The organism is Acinetobacter tianfuensis (assembly GCF_003611465.1).
Classification (GTDB): domain Bacteria; phylum Pseudomonadota; class Gammaproteobacteria; order Pseudomonadales; family Moraxellaceae; genus Acinetobacter; species Acinetobacter tianfuensis.
The window spans coordinates 84,439-103,284 of the sequence record NZ_RAXV01000001.1 but is presented as its reverse complement, the minus strand read 5'-3'; the positions used below and the strand labels follow the sequence as shown (position 1 = coordinate 103,284).

At 40.9% G+C, this 18,846-nt stretch carries 16 protein-coding genes; 5 read left to right on the top strand and 11 right to left on the bottom strand.

Features of this window, described 5'->3' with window-relative positions:
• Positions 1–13: 13 nt before the first annotated feature.
• The 4 genes from D7V32_RS00480 to D7V32_RS00465 all read right to left on the bottom strand — a co-directional run bounded on the left by D7V32_RS00480 (position 14) and on the right by D7V32_RS00465 (position 6,463).
• Positions 14–1,423: an alginate export family protein gene (locus D7V32_RS00480; RefSeq protein ID WP_171407527.1), complete on the bottom strand. Its 1,410-nt coding sequence runs from the start codon at positions 1,421–1,423 to the stop codon at positions 14–16.
• Positions 1,424–1,918: 495 nt separating this feature from the next.
• The gene (tynA, locus tag D7V32_RS00475; protein ID WP_120401129.1) at positions 1,919–4,222 is read right to left on the bottom strand and encodes a primary-amine oxidase; all 2,304 of its coding nucleotides are present in this window, start codon (positions 4,220–4,222) and stop codon (positions 1,919–1,921) included.
• An 84-nt stretch (positions 4,223–4,306) separates the two neighbouring features.
• Positions 4,307–4,972, bottom strand: coding sequence for a helix-turn-helix transcriptional regulator (locus D7V32_RS00470; protein ID WP_120400964.1), 666 nt, complete (start codon positions 4,970–4,972; stop codon positions 4,307–4,309).
• A gap of 84 nt (positions 4,973–5,056) precedes the next feature.
• The gene (locus D7V32_RS00465) at positions 5,057–6,463 is read right to left on the bottom strand and encodes an aldehyde dehydrogenase family protein (protein ID WP_120400963.1); all 1,407 of its coding nucleotides are present in this window, start codon (positions 6,461–6,463) and stop codon (positions 5,057–5,059) included.
• A 1,212-nt stretch (positions 6,464–7,675) separates the two neighbouring features.
• Here D7V32_RS00465 and D7V32_RS00460 point away from each other — a divergent pair.
• Positions 7,676–8,911, top strand: a complete 1,236-nt coding sequence (locus D7V32_RS00460) for an OmpP1/FadL family transporter (RefSeq protein WP_120400962.1) — start codon at positions 7,676–7,678, stop codon at positions 8,909–8,911.
• 298 nt (positions 8,912–9,209) lie between these two features.
• On the top strand, positions 9,210–10,355 hold the full coding sequence (locus tag D7V32_RS00455) for an OmpP1/FadL family transporter (RefSeq protein ID WP_120400961.1): 1,146 nt from the start codon (positions 9,210–9,212) through the stop codon (positions 10,353–10,355).
• A gap of 56 nt (positions 10,356–10,411) precedes the next feature.
• On the opposite strand, the gene thrH is transcribed toward D7V32_RS00455, so the two are convergent.
• Entirely contained in the window at positions 10,412–11,029 is a 618-nt protein-coding gene (gene thrH / locus D7V32_RS00450) for a bifunctional phosphoserine phosphatase/homoserine phosphotransferase ThrH (protein ID WP_120400960.1), read from the bottom strand.
• 210 nt (positions 11,030–11,239) lie between these two features.
• On the opposite strand from thrH, the gene D7V32_RS00445 reads away from it, so the two are divergent.
• A complete protein-coding gene (locus tag D7V32_RS00445) occupies positions 11,240–11,974 on the top strand; it encodes a phosphoadenylyl-sulfate reductase (protein WP_120400959.1) in 735 nt (244 codons plus the stop codon).
• Positions 11,975–12,138: 164 nt separating this feature from the next.
• Positions 12,139–13,518, top strand: a complete 1,380-nt coding sequence (locus tag D7V32_RS00440; RefSeq protein ID WP_120400958.1) for a WS/DGAT/MGAT family O-acyltransferase — start codon at positions 12,139–12,141, stop codon at positions 13,516–13,518.
• Between the two features lie 75 nt (positions 13,519–13,593).
• On the opposite strand, the gene D7V32_RS17165 is transcribed toward D7V32_RS00440, so the two are convergent.
• From D7V32_RS17165 to D7V32_RS00415, 6 genes are all read right to left on the bottom strand, one after another.
• Positions 13,594–13,767 carry a PA1571 family protein gene (locus D7V32_RS17165; protein ID WP_171407526.1) on the bottom strand — a complete coding sequence of 58 codons (174 nt, stop codon included), beginning with the start codon at positions 13,765–13,767 and terminating at the stop codon, positions 13,594–13,596.
• A gap of 142 nt (positions 13,768–13,909) precedes the next feature.
• Positions 13,910–15,364 (bottom strand): ribonuclease G, encoded by a 1,455-nt coding sequence (rng, locus tag D7V32_RS00435; RefSeq protein WP_120400957.1) that lies wholly within the window; start codon positions 15,362–15,364, stop codon positions 13,910–13,912.
• A gap of 40 nt (positions 15,365–15,404) precedes the next feature.
• Positions 15,405–15,971, bottom strand: coding sequence for a Maf family nucleotide pyrophosphatase (locus D7V32_RS00430; protein ID WP_120400956.1), 567 nt, complete (start codon positions 15,969–15,971; stop codon positions 15,405–15,407).
• Positions 15,959–16,450: a rod shape-determining protein MreD gene (gene mreD / locus D7V32_RS00425; RefSeq protein WP_120400955.1), complete on the bottom strand. Its 492-nt coding sequence runs from the start codon at positions 16,448–16,450 to the stop codon at positions 15,959–15,961. Before mreD ends, D7V32_RS00430 begins: the two co-directional genes overlap by 13 nt.
• The gene (gene mreC / locus D7V32_RS00420; protein WP_120400954.1) at positions 16,437–17,294 is read right to left on the bottom strand and encodes a rod shape-determining protein MreC; all 858 of its coding nucleotides are present in this window, start codon (positions 17,292–17,294) and stop codon (positions 16,437–16,439) included. Before mreC ends, mreD begins: the two co-directional genes overlap by 14 nt.
• 16 nt (positions 17,295–17,310) lie before the next feature.
• Complete coding sequence (locus D7V32_RS00415; protein WP_120400953.1) at positions 17,311–18,357, bottom strand: rod shape-determining protein; 1,047 nt, start codon at positions 18,355–18,357, stop codon at positions 17,311–17,313.
• Between the two features lie 133 nt (positions 18,358–18,490).
• Between D7V32_RS00415 and gatC the strand changes: the two genes are divergently transcribed.
• Positions 18,491–18,805, top strand: a complete 315-nt coding sequence (gatC, locus tag D7V32_RS00410) for an Asp-tRNA(Asn)/Glu-tRNA(Gln) amidotransferase subunit GatC (RefSeq protein ID WP_120400952.1) — start codon at positions 18,491–18,493, stop codon at positions 18,803–18,805.
• The last annotated feature ends 41 nt before the right edge of the window (positions 18,806–18,846 follow it).

Below are 18,846 nucleotides of genomic sequence, written 5' to 3'. Positions count from 1 at the left end.
TATATATCCTGACTTAAAATTTAAATTGTGTTGTAACGCTAATATAGTTATTGGTTTTCCCGCCCATCTCTTTGAGTGCCTGACCTGCATCAACATTAGAAAATAAAACATTGAAATTTAAATTACGGCTGTAATCATAATTCAATTCAAGCTCTGTGATATTGGCAATATCTTTAGAACTGGTTTGATAATGATCATTCCATGACACACCTGAAGGGGCATGATAAATCGAATCATTTTTAGTCTGCTTTTGTAAAACAGCATAAGATGCAGTTAAATTAACTTTTGGCAGCAGATTTAAACTTAAACTTGGCTTTATAAATAAAGCATTCATCAGGCCAAATTCAGCTGCACCGCTAAATAATGCTGTTCTTGAAAAAGGCGACTCAAATGTTTTTAATTTTTGATCATTTAAATCATTATCACCGCTAAAAAGCATACTCTGCAAAGCGATATATGGATTAAATTTTTGATCAATTTGATAACCAAATTTTGAAAATACAGCATAAGCTTGAATATCCTTTTCACCAAAATCTCCAAATTGATGAACATATTCAAAATCATAGTCAATATTATTTTTCTGACCATATAGCCGTGCACCTATGCTATTCCTATTCTGTTTTCCAAACTGGTCCGTAAATATTTTTCGATCATGGTTCATATCAAAAAAATATAAATCAAAATTTGCTTTGTCTATATTTTCATCAGACATACTAGCGGTTAAATAAATACCTTTGAATTCTCTGCTATTATCAGCTTGATCATCAAATGATCCGCGCTTAAATTTAACTGGCTTAACATTAAAAACATCAACTTTTAAATTATCTTGATAATTTAGCCAAGCCCTTAAACCATCATAATTATATTGCAAGTTACTGCCATCACGTGTGGACACAAGTATTTTGCTGCCTAAAGGCATAACAAAACGCCCTGGTCTAAAACCAACCTGCATATTTTCATTTAGCTTAAATTGATAATCAAAAAATGCCTGTTGAATATCAACTGCATCATAATTCGCTGGTGTAGGCACTTCGGCATCATATGCCCAGTTATCACCAAGTTCTAAAAATAATCGAAAATTTTTATTTAAATGTAAATCACCAAACAATCTCAGCCGCTGCGCAACAGATTCATTCCGGTCATTCGGTTCAAAATTTGCCGAGGCATGATTTAAATACTCATACATCCAGCGGCCTTCACCTCCTACTGTTAAATACGTTTCAGGGTTCTGACTTAATGGAATGTAATTTAAACCTTCAGCCCAATATCCTGTTCTATTATCAGAATTACCCAAATACTGATAATCATTATTCCACGCAATAAACCTAGGACCACCTAAATCACTTGGGACATTTTCCTGCGCATAAACACCTTGCACACCCATAAAAAAACTTACAGCAAGTATTATCCTTTTCACTTTCATGTGACAACTCCCTGTCATTTCCATATTATTATATTTAACATGTTAATTAATAAAAAACAAATAAGCAAACAATTATTTAAAAACCAAATTAAAAACACAAACAAAAAAACCAATATATTGATTTTAAAACCCAAAACCCCAACTTAAAAACAACAGCAAAAACAAATTAAAATCCACATGCACACCTTACTGCCTGCACTTTTAAATCAATCACTGTTGTTTAAAATATCCATTTCTATCTAAATTTCCCTGATCTTTTTAATGACATCAAACTCATATATCAACAACCATAAATAAAAGTTTACTTTAATTGAAATTTGCAAAGAGACTTGATAAATCCATATACTATTATTAAACAGCCCGCCTAGTTTTTATAAAAAGAAGAAAAACTGTGTCCATTAAAATCACCATACTCACTGTACACAATATTTTTTTCATGCTGTTATTCTGAATATAAAAAAGGACCAGCATACTGCTGATCCTCTTTAAAATAAATTAATGCTTATGCTGGTCCTTTTTTACTTTTTGATCATCGCCGCTATTCAATGTCGGCGTGCTGTCAAAGAAGTTCCATGGTTTCAACATGGTATAAACCCACTCTGTCGGCATAATTGGCCATTCTTCTGCTCGAGCCACGTGAGTCGTACCAGTCGTCATCCATACCACAAGATCTTTGTTTTCAATATTGTCATTGTTTGCAACAAATTCACCTAAACCAGTGTCTTTTACAGAACGGTTTGAATATTTGCCCTCAGGGAATAACTCATTTACATCACGCTTGGTCACCCAAATTTGCTTGTCCATAAAGTTCAAACGCTTAAATAGCCATTCATCTGGAGAAAAGTTTGCGCCTTTAGCAATTGGGTGCGTACCGCCTGCAAATGGAATCATTTGGTAGGACACTGGATTCCCCATACGGTTGTCTTTATTCATGTTCGAGATCAAACGAATTGTCGATGGATCAAACTTCTGCGCGGCTTCCTGCTCTGTGCTGACAATACGCTCTTTCACTTCCATTGCGCTGCTGCGCGGACCGCCGCGGGTATTTTTAGCAATCACTGGGTCGACTTCCATAAAGCTGTTATTACCGCCATCTACATCCATATCTAAACGAAAGTTATAAATATGCTGATGCGTTGTACCCACAATATTATGGTCAATTAAAGTGCCAAAACGTGTATCTTCTTTCGCTGTTGCATCACGCATGGTGCGGGCTTTCACACCTTTAACCGCTTCGATGCCTGTTGCGCCGGCATTAATGCCGATAATGCCGTTGTTATTAAATACCCAGTCAAATATATAGTCATAGTTGCCTACCGTACTAATCCAGCGTACAACCAATTCACGGCGTTCAGAGCTGATATTCGGCTGATTCATCTCTTGATGCTTAAATTCAGGACCTGCATAACGCTCAAAAATAGCAATCGCATTTGGAATCACACGCGGCTGCCCCGTGTAGTCTGCGATCACAGCATCAAGCAAAACAGCATTATCTGGCGCATCAATGCCTTTTTCAATTGAAGAGGTCAATGTACCCATACCGTATTCACCCGAGTCTAAATACGACTTGAAGTACCAGCCCATATCCGGGTCACCATACGGTACAACCATACCGCCTAAATTCCCTTCATACATGACCTTACGCTTTTCACCCTTATCCTTATAAGTGGCTGTTGAAATTTTTAGACCGACACGTGAGTCTAAACCCACATGGAAACACCATGGTCCCCAATGAATTGTTTGCCCTGTAATCGAAAAGTTTTTGCCTTCAGGTTCAACGACATTTAATGGCTTAAATTGAGACTTATCATTTTTATTAACAATTGAATTTGGCGACATCGGAACTGGAATAATCGCGCCTTCCTCTAGTTTCACAATTTTCTTATTGTCCAAATCAACTACTGCAACCAAGTTTTCAATTGGATGTGCCCAATAATTGCCGTCACCTGTATCTAAATAAGATACAACTTTTAAAACATTCAGCTCACGGTCTAAACCGTCTTTACCGCCAAAATAACCCACTGTTAAAGGTGTAGTTACAACTTTAGTGACATCTTTTACACCGCGTTTAGCTAAGGCTTTAATGTAGTTTTTGTCTTTCGTCACGATTTCCTGAACAGCAACCATGTCGTCATACAGCACCATACCGTGCGTATTGTCTAAAACTTTCCACTGCGTCACTTTAGATGTTTGAAGATCAACCAAACCTTCAATCACTTGCTTGCCTTTTAATAAAGTAAACTCAGCAACACGGTCACCTTTAAAATCTTTATGCTGAATAAAAGCATCCCATACTTGCTCTTTCTCAGGATCTTTCAATTTAATTTCTGAAAAACGCATATTTGGATAAGCATATTCAGACTTGCTGATCACATCGAAAGTCTGAGAAATTTCTTGAGACGTTAAACCATTTAATGGGTGCGCAACAGATTCAACTTTAAAGGTTTGATCTAAACCTGATTGAAAAATTTCAGCAGCAAACTCTTTACTAACAATAGCTTTACCATTTTTTTCAACCAGCGGCACACTGACTTTCAAAGGCTTGCCATTAACCAATACCGTATCTGAATTCGCCTTAGCGCGAACAACCAATGAACCTTTTGAAATGGTATAGACATTACTGAAGTCATCTTTTTTAACGTCAGCGCCAAAATCACTCATGTTTTGGTATAAAGGCACCATCTCTGCAGCTTGACCGTGTGCCAATACATTTTGATGTGCGCCTAAAGCAAATGCTGCAACAGCAATATTTAATGCTGTCAATTTTTTTAATGATTGTGTAATTTGATTAAACTTCATTGTTCCAAAATCCATAATAAACACGGCTATGGCTGTAAATTAATGTAATTCAATCGATAAAAAATCCACCCAAAGGATGATTTTTCACTTTAAAAACTTAATCATAATTTCTTGACGGCTATTTAGATTGGTTTTTTGAAATATATGCTGAACATGCGTTTTAACTGTTGCTAAACTGCAATTTAAATGAACTGAAATGGCTTGATTACTAAACCCCTGCAAAATCAGCTCAAGCACCAGCGTTTCTTTTTTAGTAAATTGAAAACTGCGATATACATCAGTTATTTCAAGCGAGTCTGTCTGAGTGAAAAAATACCGCTTTGACAGTTCACAAAAAGCCTCCAGCACAGTTTTTTCTTGCTCATTAAAAAGCGCGCTATCGCCTTCACGAACAATACTTAAGCCTAATGCTGGCTCACCATTACGCTTCCTAAAAAAGATTTCTGCCGTATCCTGCACTTTCCAGCGCTGCATAAAATCATCATAATCCTCATCACAGCAATGTTGGCTCAGTAATTCAACACAGTGATCTTTTTCATTAAAATATTTTTTAAATGACACAGGATCATTTTCAACTTTATAGTTTAAATATTCTGTTAAAGACTTATTTGAGATATTAAAACCCTGATAATCATAAGCATGATTTATATTATCTATCGAATACACCAAATAACTATCAAAACTTAAAACTCGATTGACCTGTTCAATAAAATTTTGACTGAACTCATTTACAAATTGATGATTAAACATTATTTCCACCTATCCTGTTCGGAAATATAATTAGCAATATATGCGCCCAAAAACCCTTTGCTTCCTGCAAAGGGCTAAATATAGTTATGGCGTAATATGAACAGCTTGTTTATGCGTAAATAATAACAAACCGTCCAAACCAAATGAGTAACCTAAACCTGACATTTTCCAGCCGCCAAATGCCGCTGCTGGAGACAAGTCTGAATGACTATTAATCCAAACTGTACCAGTTTCCATTCTGCCGGCAATTTGCTCTGCACGTTCTAAATTTTTGCTCCACACTGAACCGCCTAGACCAAATTCAGTTGCATTGCTGCGCTGTAAGACTTCATCTACAGTACTAAACTTCAAAACAGGCAAAACTGGGCCAAACTGCTCCTCATCCACCACAGCAATTCCTTCTTGAACATTTGCGATAATCGTCGGTGCAATATAGTAACCAGATTCAGGCAGCCGTTTTGATGCTGTCATAATTTGACCGCCCTGCGCTGCTGCATCCGCAATAAGCGCTTTGACTTTTTCATACTGCATTTTATTTTGCACAGGTCCAAAACTCACTTGAGCATCCATGCCATCACCCACAACTTGAGCATCTGCAATAGCAGCTAATTTGGCAGTCAAAACATCATAAATACTTTCATGCACATACAAACGCTTAAGCGCAGCGCATGTTTGACCCGCATTTAAAAAAGCTGAGCCAAAAATCTTTTCTGCCGCTGCATCAATATCAGCATCTTCCAATACAATCCCAGCATCATTCCCGCCCAACTCCAGCACAACACTTTTAAGCGAAGTCACAGAGTGACTCAAAATGCTTTGCCCTGTACGGGTAGAGCCCGTAAATGCAACTTTATTTACAGCAGGATGTTCTGTTAAAGCCTGACCGATATTCCCCTTACCCAAAACAATATTACATACGCCTTGCGGCACATGGCGGTTAATAATTTCAACCAGTTTAATTGTACTCAGCGGTGTATATTCAGAAGGTTTATTCACCACACAGTTCTTGGTTTTTAACGCTGGGAAAATATGCCAAACCGCAATCATAAATGGCCAATTCCATGGCGTTACAGATGCAACCACTCCCAAAGGACGATTATAAACCTTAATGGTTTTACCGCTCGGGTCTGCAATTGTTTCGACAGGAATTTCTAAACTGGTTAGATATTCAATCCAGCCCGCGCCTGCCTCAACTTCAAATTGCGCCATCGGCAAAGTTTTACCTTGTTCTAAAGTAATCAGCTTCGCAATTTCATCTTTGGCAGCGCGTATATCTGCAGCAATTTTTAAGAAAAGTTCATTCACTGAATCATCAGTCGTATTTTTCCATAACTTAAAGGCTTCAGCAGCAGAGTCAATCGCTTGATTGACTTGTGCCATACTAGCGCCAGCCACCTTTGCCAGCACCGCTTCATTTGCAGGGTTAATCACTGAAAATACTGGCGCTTCACCCTGAATAGCCTGACCATGAATAATTAAATCTGTGTTCATTATCATTTCCCTATTTATTTAGTCGGATTAAACGCATTTTAGCGATGAATCCAAATAACGAACTCATCCTAAAGGATGAACTTTCAAGATGACCTGATGAAAATATCACCTTACTGCAATCAGCAGCTCCACTCCGTTTTCTGCAGCCGCAATAGCCAGCACATTAGTATTACCGCTTGGAATAAAGGAAATATAGAACAATCAATCACGCTCAGCTGCGAAATACCATGTACTGGCAAGCTTAAATCTCCTGCTGAATCCTGAATATTTTTCCCATACGGCATGTTCATACAAGAGTGAATTCTTAAGAATCCCAAACTTAAATTTAATTAATATATTAATCAAACAACTATTTTTCAACTTAATTTGCTTGATGATTACACCAAAAAAAATTAATCTTTTAAAATCAGCAAACTCTCTTTATCCCATCACTTGTCAAAGCCGATGGTACCGAGTATGACGCGGTAAAATGGCCGCATGCCACTCCAATCACCAGCACATTTAAATGACCAATTAAAATCACATTTTTTATTGATAATAGCAGCTTCAAGCATTGCTATCGTATCGAACTTTCCTATTCAAGCAGAGAATAACTCCAGCACCTAAAAAAGCCAGAGCATTAAGTTATGCCTATTTCTAAAGGGATTTTACAGCAAGAAACCATTGTTTTTTTTGTTCCCATAACTAAATATCATTTCGCAATCTGTGTGGTTCATTTAGGCGCAATCAATCAAGAAAAAATACTTAACCTCTAACACGGACAGTGCAAAATTTCATTCAAATCAGAGCCCTCTCAATGCCTATTATAAAAGAGTAAATACAGCTGTTTTATATTCTAAAAAGAAGGCAAATAGATCATAACCCTCGATCTGCTAGACACGAAATACTGCTCATTTTCCCCCCATGCGGCTAAACATCTGTTTAAAATTAGAACACAAGTCCAGTATTCGTCTTTTTTTTTAAAATAAAAAACTTTTATTAATAAATAACAAAACCTTACTTGTATCAATTAGGAAAAAAATAGGCTTATTACTCTATTTTAAGTGCAAGTTTTTAATTTTTTTACCTATAGAGCATTTACTCTTATTTTTTTTGTGATATTTTTGTCACATGGCGTAACAAATAAACCTATTGGAAATGCATTAGCCAGTATTCGCTTAACTCAAAATAAAATGCAGTAAGTTCAATTTGCACACTAAGGAAAGACAAAGAATGAAATTAAAAAAGCTCACTACAGCCTTAATTCTTGCAACATTGCCAGCGACTGGTGTATTTGCAGCAGCGCTAGATCGTTCTGGTCAATCAATCTCAGCTTTTTTACAGCCTGGCAACTACTTTGAAGCAGGCATTTCTGTTTTAGATCCAAATGTTTCAGGTCACTTTAAAGCAGCACCAAGTGTAAGTACTGGTGAAATGGCTGATGACTATCAATTTTATAATGTTGCATTAAAACTTCAACCAACGTCTAATTTCTCATTTGGTCTTATTTATGACCAGCCTTTTGGAGCAGCTGCAACCTACTCTCCAACTGCTCTAAATGTATTTAATAATGCAGCAGGCGAATCAACAGAAGTTGAAGTTGAAACACAAAACCTTTCATTTATTTTTGGATACCAGCCGACTGAAAATTTCAATTTTTATGCTGGCCCTGTTTATCAAACAGTAAAAGGTAATGTTCAATTACGTGGCGCAGCATACGGTGGAGCAACAGCATTCGGTGCTTATAATGCTAACATCGGTGAAGATTCTGCAGTCGGCTGGCTAGCTGGTTTTGCATATCAAATTCCTGAAATTGCATTAAAAGCTTCTGTAACTTATCGTTCAGAAATTGAACATGAAGTAAATGTAAAAGAACAGTCAACAGGTGCTGGACCTATCACTACAATTATTAACAACCCTGCTGATACTGGTTCTACTGATATTACAACACCTCAATCAGTTAACCTTGATTTGCAAACTGGCATCATGGCAAACACAGTTGCTTTCGCAAATGTGCGCTGGGTAAATTGGAAAGATTTCTCCATCCGTCCATATAAATTTGGCAAAGGTTCAGAGGCTGCATCAGCTGCAGCAACTGGCGGTCTTTATACAAAAGGCTTCAATTTAGTTGATTATTCTGATGACCAAATTTCTGCGACAGTCGGTGTAGGCCGTAAATTTACTGATCATTGGGCTGGTAATGTCTCTGTAGGTTACGACACTGGCGCGGGTAATCCCGTATCCACACTTGGCCCAACTGAAGGCTACTGGAGTGTTGGATTAGGTGCACAGTTTAGCCCCGCTCCAAACTATTTCATTGCGGCTGGTGTTAAGTACTTAATGCTAGGCGATGCTACAGCACACTCAGGCACTTATTCAATTCCAGGTAATGCTGTTGCCGCACAAGTTGCAGAATTTGAAGACAACGATGCTTGGGCTTATGGCTTGAAAATCGGTTACAAGTTCTAATTTAGCTGCATAGCCAAAAAGACCATAGTTCGCTATGGTCTTTTGCTTTCTAAACCGTTTGCTTTAAAAACAGTCATTTAACTTTTAACTCACTAAAACATCTTTTAAAACATTTACTCTATTTTTTTACTTATAAATCATAAAGATACAAACAACATTTAGATCTTTTACTCTATTCAAGCCTTTTTTTTGTATTATCCAGTTCATTTCTAGAGCAGAGCTGAGTATTTACTCCTTTTTTGAATGTGTTACTTTGCCCCGCATTGATCTCTCATCAAAACCTACAACAGGGAAAAGTATGAAACTCAGCCGCTTAAGTACCGCTATTTTATTTACTGCATTGCCAGCTTCTTCAATATTTGCTGCTGGCCTAGACCGTTCAGGCCAATCTATCGCTGCATTTTTACAGCCAGACAACTATGCAGAAGCCTCTTTCACAGTCCTTGATCCAACAGTAGAAGGTTCATCGCATTTGGACAAAAAATCTCTAAGCGATATGGGTGATGATTACTACTTCCCTACTGCTGCAGTAAAAGTGCAAGCAACTGATAAAATTTCTTTAGGCCTTTTGTATGATCAGCCCTTTGGCGCTGACGCAACTTACGGTATTGACACTGGCACTTTCGACAACAGCCAAGAAGGCACAAAAGTAAAAGTACGCACCAATAACTTAACCGCTTTAATCGGTTATCAACCCACTGAAAACTGGAATATCTACGCAGGTCCAGTATGGCAAACCGTCAAAGCGGATATTTCTTTACGCGGTAATGCATACGGAGGCCCCGCTCCCACTGGTTTAAGCGGTTACAATATTAAAGTCGATCAAGAAGATGCCTATGGCTGGGCAGCGGGCTTTGCATACCAAATTCCTGAAATTGCTTTAAAAGCTGCTGTGACCTATCGCTCTGAAATTAAACACAAGGCTAAAGCTACAGAAACAATGACAACACCAATTGGTACATTGCAATTATTAACTTCAGACTTAGATGCAATTACACCTCAATCAGTGAATATTGATTTACAAACAGGGATTGCGGTAAACACTCTGGTATTTGCTAATTTACGCTGGGTACATTGGGACCAATTTGTTGTTAGTCCTAAATTTCTTGCAACTAAAGGTCAAGACCTGATTAATTATTCAGATGATCAATACTCCGTAACAGCAGGTTTATCGCGCAAATTTAATGATCAATGGGCTGGTACAGCTGCAATCGGCTGGGATTCAGGCGCTGGCAACCCCGTGACTACACTTGGCCCGACTGAAGGCTATTGGAGTATCGGCCTAGGCGGTCAATATAGCCCTGCCGCAAATTATTTTATTCAAGCTGGTATAAAATATTTCTGGCTGGGTGATGCAGAAGCTCAGACTGGAGGTGACGTCAAAGCATCTTTTGCAGATAATTATGCTCTCGGCTATGGCATGAAAATCGGTTACCGCTTCTAATAGAAATCATTTAAATAAAAAAGGCGCTTAATGCGCCTTTTTTATGGTCCAAATACTTAGTTTGGAATATCGCGTACTGACGCTTCACGAATCGCTTGTTTCAATGCTTCATAGCCATGAATAGGCGGGAACTGCGGAAATTGAGCAATCACATTTTCTGGCGCATCAAATAAGAAACCCTTGTCTGCTTCACCGAGCATTGTGGTGTCGTTATAAGAATCGCCTGCAGCAATTACACGGAAATTTAAACCATGCAGCGCTTGTACCGCTTTACGCTTTTGATCAGGCTGACGTAATTTATACGCAGTAATCATGCCTTTTTCATCAGTTTCCAACTTGTGGCAGAAAATTGTCGGCCAGCCGAGCTGCTTCATCAGCGGGTGCGCAAACTCATAAAAAGTGTCAGATAAAATGATTAATTGGAAATGCGTACGCACCCACTCTACAAATTCTTTAGCGCCTTCAAAAGGCCCCATATCAGCAATAACGTCTTGAATATCGTTCAGGCCTAAACCATGTTCTTTCAAAATATTCAAACGCTGTGTCATCAGCACATCGTAGTCTGGAATATCACGTGTGGTTGCCTCAAGCGCTTTAATGCCAGTTTTTTTTGCAAAGTTAATCCAAATTTCTGGAACTAACACGCCCTCAAGATCTAGACATACGATTTCCATGGGTTCTCCCAATGTCACTATTGTAAAAAGTTATTAAAAGTTATATCTATCATATCCGAAGTTTATATATAAAGGCTCGGTTTTATTAATTCTATTTTTTTCATATCAATCTAATTTTTATTAATAAGTCGGCTTTTGCTTTTCTATTAAAATAGATATGAAATAAATTAATATGGGTTTGAAGTTTCCAAGCCTATTGCCAGGATACACATGACGACTATTCCGACTATTGATATTGTGGATGCTCTGGCATCTGAATATACCAACAAATCTCCAAACGAAATTTTAGAACTTGCGCTGAGCCAAGAAGGTGAACTTGCGATTTCATTTTCAGGTGCAGAAGATGTAGTGCTGATTGATATGGCATCACACTTAGGCAAGCCTTTTCGTGTATTCAGCCTAGATACGGGCCGTTTGCATGCAGAGACTTATCAATTTATCGAACAAGTGCGCAAACACTATAATATTGACATTGAAATTTGTTTCCCTGAAACAGAAGCTATGCAAAAGTTGGTGACAGAAAAAGGCTTTTTCAGCTTCTACGAAGATGACCATAAGGAATGCTGCGGCATCCGAAAAGTACAGCCTCTACGCAAAAAACTGGCAACTTTAGATGGCTGGATTACGGGTCAGCGTAAAGACCAAAGCCCCGGCACACGTAATGAAATCCCTGTCGTACAGGCAGATCCTGGTTTTTCAGGCCCCGGCAAGCAGCTGATTAAATACAATCCGCTGGCAAACTGGTCGAGTGCAGATGTTTGGAACTATATCCGCCTGATGGAAATTCCATACAATCCACTGCATGAGCGCGGTTTTACGTCTATTGGCTGCGAACCTTGCACCCGTCCTGTTTTGCCAAATCAGCATGAGCGCGAAGGCCGTTGGTGGTGGGAAGATGCCACCCATAAAGAGTGCGGCCTGCATGCAGGAAATCTTAAAAAGTAAAGTAAAAAACCACTGCTGCCGCAGTGGTTTTTTAACCTGATAATCCATATAAAACCAATGCCAAGCAGTATGAAAACCGTTATACTGCCAAGGAAATCATATAATTCTAACAAGGCAGCTTATACAAGAGCTCCCATAGATATTGCAGTGAGGCAATCCCCCCTATGCGTCCATTACATCCAATTGACTTTATTTTCCTTTCTTTGGAAAAACGGCAACAGCCTATGCATGTCGGCGGCTTATTCTTATTTCAAATCCCTGACAATGCGCCTGCAAGCTTTATTCAAGACCTTGTTACCGATATCCGCAATTCAAAATCTATTCCTATCCCGCCTTTTAATAACAAGCTGAACGGTTTTTTTTGGGATGAAGACGAAGAGTTTGACCTTGACCACCATTTCCGTCATATCGCTTTGCCGCAGCCCGGCCGCATCCGTGAATTGCTCACTTACATTTCACAAGAACACAGCGCGCTGATTGACCGCGCTAAACCGCTTTGGACTTGCCATATTATTGAAGGCATTGAAGGCAACCGTTTTGCGATGTACTTCAAAATTCATCATGCCATGGTCGATGGCATTGCCGGTATGCGTCTTGTGCAAAAGTCTCTTGCGCATGATCCAGACACCAAAAGCATTGTACCGCCTTGGTGTGTAGAAGGCCCGCGAGCTAAACGCCTCAAACAGCCTAAAGTCAGCCGCGCCAAAAGCATTTTAAACGGTTTAAAAAGCCAAATTCAGGCTACACCGCGTGTCGCTTATGAATTGTCTCAAACCGTGATGAAAGACATGGGGCGCAACCCAGATTATGTATCCAGCTTCCAAGCGCCGAGTTCTATTTTAAACCAGCGTGTCAGCTCTTCACGCCGTTTTGCAGCGCAGTCATTTGAATTTTCACGTCTTCGCAGCATTGCCAACGCGCTTGGTGTAACCATTAATGATATTGTGCTGGCAATTTGCTCTGGGGCTTTACGTGAATATCTAATTCACCAAAATGCGCTGCCAAAAAAACCGCTGATTGCTATGGTGCCTGCATCTATCAGAGATGATGACTCCGATACATCCAACCGTATTACCATGATTTTAGCCAACCTTGGCACGCATAAAGAAGATCCGCTGGAGCGTTTAAAAATTGTCCGCCGCAGCGTACTGAATGCTAAACAGCGTTTTAAACGAATGAATGCAAATCAGATTCTGAACTACAGCGCGTTTATCTATGGCGCTGCAGGCATTAACATTGCATCTGGCCTAATGCCAAAACGCCAAGCGTTCAATCTGGTGATTTCTAATGTTCCAGGACCTCAAGATCCGCTGTATTGGAATGGCGCACGTCTAGAAGCGCTCTACCCTGCATCTATTATTTTAGATGGCCAAGCGCTCAACATTACTATGACCAGTTATTTAGATAAACTTGAAGTTGGATTAACAGCTTGCCGCAATGCATTGCCAAAAATGCAAAATTTACTGCAGCATTTAGAAGATGAAATTCAGCGTTTCGAAGAAATTGTGGATACTGACCACCCAAAGCTTCAAGCGGTGAGCTAACCGCGGATTAAGCTCAAATTATTATTTCAACAAATAGATTAGTAATAAAAAAATTAAGGGGCTTTTAAAAGCCCCTTAATTTTTAATATTTCGGCATTGTTTTAATAATTGATAGCATGCTGAACGGACCATAGATGCAGTAATCTGAACTTCATTGCCGCGATCGTCAACGATATAGCCTGAATGCATTGTCTTGACATCCAGCATATGTTTTAAACCTGTATTTACTACCGCTTTACTGACACCCATACTCACCTCACTTTGCTAAACCATGTTCCGATTTTCTTGCTCAGAAATGGCTTTGGCTATTCGATGTGTCTAGTATCAAAAATTACAGTTCAAAAGTAAAATTTCAGATGTAACAACTGTTTAACGATATTCTGTTACAATTTTAGCTCAGAATGATATCGTATTGCTCTTGCGTATATAAATTTTCCACTTGGAACTTGATCACACGGCTGATAAAGTGCTCTAAATCAGCCACTGCTGGCGCTTCGGCTGTTAACAATCGGTCAATCACAGAAGGATGCGCAACCACCGTAAATCCGCTTTGCGATTCAAAAGCGCGCGCATATCTTAAAATTTCTCGAAATATTTCATAGCAAATTGTCTCTGCGGTCTTTACAAAACCGCGCCCCTGACACGTTGGGCAAGACTCACACAGCAAATGTTCCAGCGACTCACGTGTACGCTTGCGGGTCATTTCGACCAAACCCAGCTCAGACACCTGTGTAATTTTGGTTTTCGCATGATCACGTTCCAGCATTTTTTCAAACTGGGACATCACTTGCTCACGGTGCTGCGCTTCCTGCATATCAATGAAGTCAATAATGATGATGCCGCCCAAATTACGCAGACGAAGCTGACGCGCAATAATTTGAGTTGCTTCCATATTGGTTTTAAATACGGTGTCTTCCAGCGAACGGCCGCCCACATATGAGCCTGTATTGACGTCTATCGTGGTCATCGCCTCAGTCTGGTCAATCATCAGATAACCGCCAGATTTCAGCGCAACGCGTGTTTGCAGCGCTTTTTGAATATCTTCTTCAACATTGTACAAATCAAAAATTGGACGCTCACCTGGATAATGAATCAGGCAGTCCTGCATTTTAGGTACAAAAACTTCAACAAACTCTTTTAATTTGCCATGAATCTCACGCGAATCGACTTGAATCTTCGCGGTATTTTCATTGGCTAAATCGCGAATCACACGCTGCGGCAGCGGCAATTCTTCAAAAATAAGAGACGGCACAGCAATGCCAGTCTGCTTGCGCTGAATGAATCCCCAAAGCTTAGCTAAATACGCCATATCCTGCGCAATAGCCGCTTCTTCAATACCATCCGCTGCAGTACGCACAATCACTGAACCCGGAAGTTTATGCTCCGCTTGGACACGCTCAATAATACCGCGCAAACGGTCACGCTCTTCTTCAGACTCAATACGCTGTGAAACACCAGTATGGCTGCCATAAGGCATCAGCACCAAATAGCGTGAAGGAATAGAAAGATCTGTACTTAGACGCGCGCCCTTCGTGCCGAGCATGTCTTTCATCACTTGAACCGTGAGGATTTGACCCGGCTGCAGCAATTCAAATACATTCGGAGTTGGCTGATTGCGCGGCCAAACCATATCGTTGATATGTAAAAAAGCAGTACGCGACAGGCCAATATCAACAAAAGCAGCCTGCATGCCCGGAAGCACCCGCACCACTTTACCCTTATAAATATTACCGACTAACCCGCGTTTTACCGTACGCTCAACAAACAGCTCGTTGACGGTGCCATTTTCAATTAACGCGACACGACATTCCATCGGTGTGACGTTAATCAATAATTCGTCAGACATAACAAAACTCAAAACATTATAAAAATTCTTGCTTCAGCAGTTAATTTAATGCCTTAACTGTCTGTAATAACTGTACGGTTTCATGCAAAGGCAAACCCACCACATTGGAATAACTGCCTTCAATTCGAGGGATATAGCGCGCAGCAATACCCTGTATAGCATAGGCTCCCGCCTTGCCTATAGGTTCACCCGTGGCCCAGTAGCTTTCCATATCCTGAACGGTGAGCGTTTGAAATTCAACCTGTGTACGCACTACTATACTGTAAATTTGCGTCTTTGTACGCACACAAACACCTGAAAATACATCATGTTTTCGGCCAGAAATCTGCTGCCACATTTCAAATGCGTGCTGCTTGGATTCTGGCTTGCCTAAAATCAGACCATCGACACCCAAGCTGGTATCAGCAGCAACAATAATCGATTCAGGATAGCACAGCTGTACAGCCTCGGCCTTAGCGCGGGCTAACCGTTCAACATAAGCAGAAGCTGACTCAGAGGCAATCGTCGATTCATCTATATCTGGACTGAAAATATCGAATTGAAGGCCCAGCTGCGCCAGCAATTCGCGGCGCCGAGGTGAGCTGGAAGCAAGAACTAAATGCGCCATTTTTTAAGCAAATAATAAATAACTGGCCAGAATAGAATACTGGTCAGCAGCGGCTGCCAGTGGCGGGCAAAAGAAAAATGCACACCGCTCATCACTTGTCCAAGCCAAACTACAATTAAATGCGCCAGTACAGCTAGAGTGCTAATAATCCAAAGATTGCTGAATGTTAAAATACGGCGCTCACGCGTTAGGAAGCGTGCAGTAAACGTAATAAGAACAAAACTTAGCGCGTTCATTCCCAAAGGTGTGCCAATCAGCAAGTCTGTAAAGAGGCCTGTCCCAAAGGCAAACCAAATGCCGCACCATGTCGGCTGGCACAGCACCCAAAACAGCATGACCAGCAGCATAGCCAGCGGACGCCAGCCTGAAATATCATATGACAGCGGATACACCAGCAGCACCGATGCAAAGATGACTGACAAAATAATCGCAAACAGCGGATCACGCGGAGTTTTCTGATTCAGCTTAGCGGCTAACATTTGGCTGCTCCATCGCTAATGAATCAGAGAACAGCACCACCACATGATGCCCGCCAGCCAGCTGCGCTGCAGGGATAACATCAATTTTAGCGAACTCACCTGAAGTATGGCGGCTGACTTTAGATACTGTTCCCACTAAATAGCCTGCCGGGAAATGTGCGCCCAAGCCCGAGCTGTACACCTTTTCACCCACTTTAATATTTGCGCTGGTTGGCACATATTCCATTTTTAAATGGCCTAAATCGCCCGTACCTGAAACAATTGCGCGCATGCCTGTATGCTCTAAACGCACAGATAGCGAATGCTCTTTATCAGACAGCAGCATTATACGGCTGCTATGCGGGTAGACATTGATAATCTGCCCCATGATGCCCTTGTCATCCAGTACGGTTTGACCGACACGGAGCTGACTGTTTGAACCGCGGTTAATGACAATAATATGACGCAGCGGGTCTGCATCAGTGCCAATCACTTCGGCAATTTCCATACGCCCATCAATAATCAATGGCGTGTCTAAAAGACCGCGCAGACGGGTATTTTCAGCAGAAAGTTCAGAAAGTTTTTGCAAACGGACCTGAGCCTGTAAAAGTTCAGCCTGCATCGCGGTATTTTCGCGGCGCAATTGAGTTTCAGACTTGGTTTGCTGGTTTAGCCATTCTCGCGATAACACTGGATAGCTTGCTACGGCATATATAGGATTATATGCCGCATACAAGACGTCTCTTGCCGGCTGAATCACATGAGGCATGCGCCAATCAAAGAAAAGCACCACCAAACATGCGATCGCCGCAATGATAAATGAGCGAAAAGATGGCGGTTGTCTAGAAAACAGTTGAGTTTGCACCCGCCCAGTCCTTTTCTTAGCCTACAAACAGCATGTCATGATTTGGATTATCGAAGAATTCGAGAACCTTACCGCCGCCGCGTGTTACACATGATAGCGGATCTTCTGCAACCACGACAGGAAGGCCTGTTTCTTTTGCTAGAAGCTTATCTAAGTTGCGAAGCAATGCACCGCCGCCAGTCAGCACAATACCGCGCTCTGCGATATCTGAAGACAATTCTGGCGGTGTTTGTTCAAGTGCAGATTTGACTGCTGAAACGATGCTTTGCAGCGGGTCTGAAATCGCTTGTGTCACCTCATCAGAAGTCACAGTAATTGCGCGAGGCACACCTTCAGCCAAGTTGCGGCCGCGTACTTCAATCTCCAGCGCTTTAGCGCCTTCATCTGGAAGCGCCATACCGACTTCTTTCTTAATATTTTCAGCTGTGGTTTCACCAATCACACAGCCATGCGCTTTACGCACATAGTTAATGATCTGCTCATCAAATACATCACCGCCAATGCGCAGCGAGTCTGCATAGACACAGCCCTGCAATGAAATGATTGCAATTTCAGTTGTGCCGCCGCCCACATCTACAACCATTGAACCGCATGCCTGTTCAACCGGCATGCCTGCACCAATTGCAGCTGCCATCGGCTCTTCAATTAAACGCACATCACGTGCGCCAGCATTGTAAACCGCTTCACGAATCGCACGGCGCTCAACCAAAGTTGATTTGCACGGCACACACACCACAACACGCGGCGCTGGCGGGAACAGACGTTTTTCATGCACTTTGCCAATAAATTGGTTCAGCATGGTTTCCGTCACTTCAAAGTCCGCAATCACACCGTCTTTCATTGGGCGGATCGCAGAGATATTTGCAGGTGTACGACCTAGCATTTGTTTCGCGTCAAGACCTACTGCGGCAACGATTTTTTGTGAACCGCTATGGCGAATCGCCACAACCGTCGGTTCATTTAATATAATGCCTCGTCCTGGCGCATAAATAAGTGTATTTGCAGTGCCTAAATCAATGGCAAGATCCGGCGAAAACAAGCCAATTAGTCGTTTTAGAATCACGGGGACGTTCTCAGTTAAACTTTTATATGGACGCAAGGTGGCAACTTTAACTAAATGTGATGATTTGGACAAGTCAATCGCTTATCATAAGCCACGATATTTTGAATTTTTTTAATACTGATTAGGTAATGTTATGTCTACATCGGATGCACAGCATTCTGCAGATCTAAATGCACAAACAGTTTCAGCGATTGCTCATCTAGCACGTTTATCGCTAAATGAGACGCAATCTGCTGACTATGCTCAAAGTTTAAATAAAATTTTAGGCATGATGGAAACCTTGAAAGGCATCAATACTGACGGTGTTGAACCGCTGAAAAGCCCATTTGATCATCCGCAGCCCTTACGTGAAGACGCGGTTTCTGAATCCAATCACCGTGAAGAATATCAGGCTGCCGCGCCTGCCGTACAAGATGGCTTGTACCTTGTTCCTCGCGTAATTGAGTGATTTTTATTCAGTTAAAACCTTTTTCAAATTAAACGTAAAGA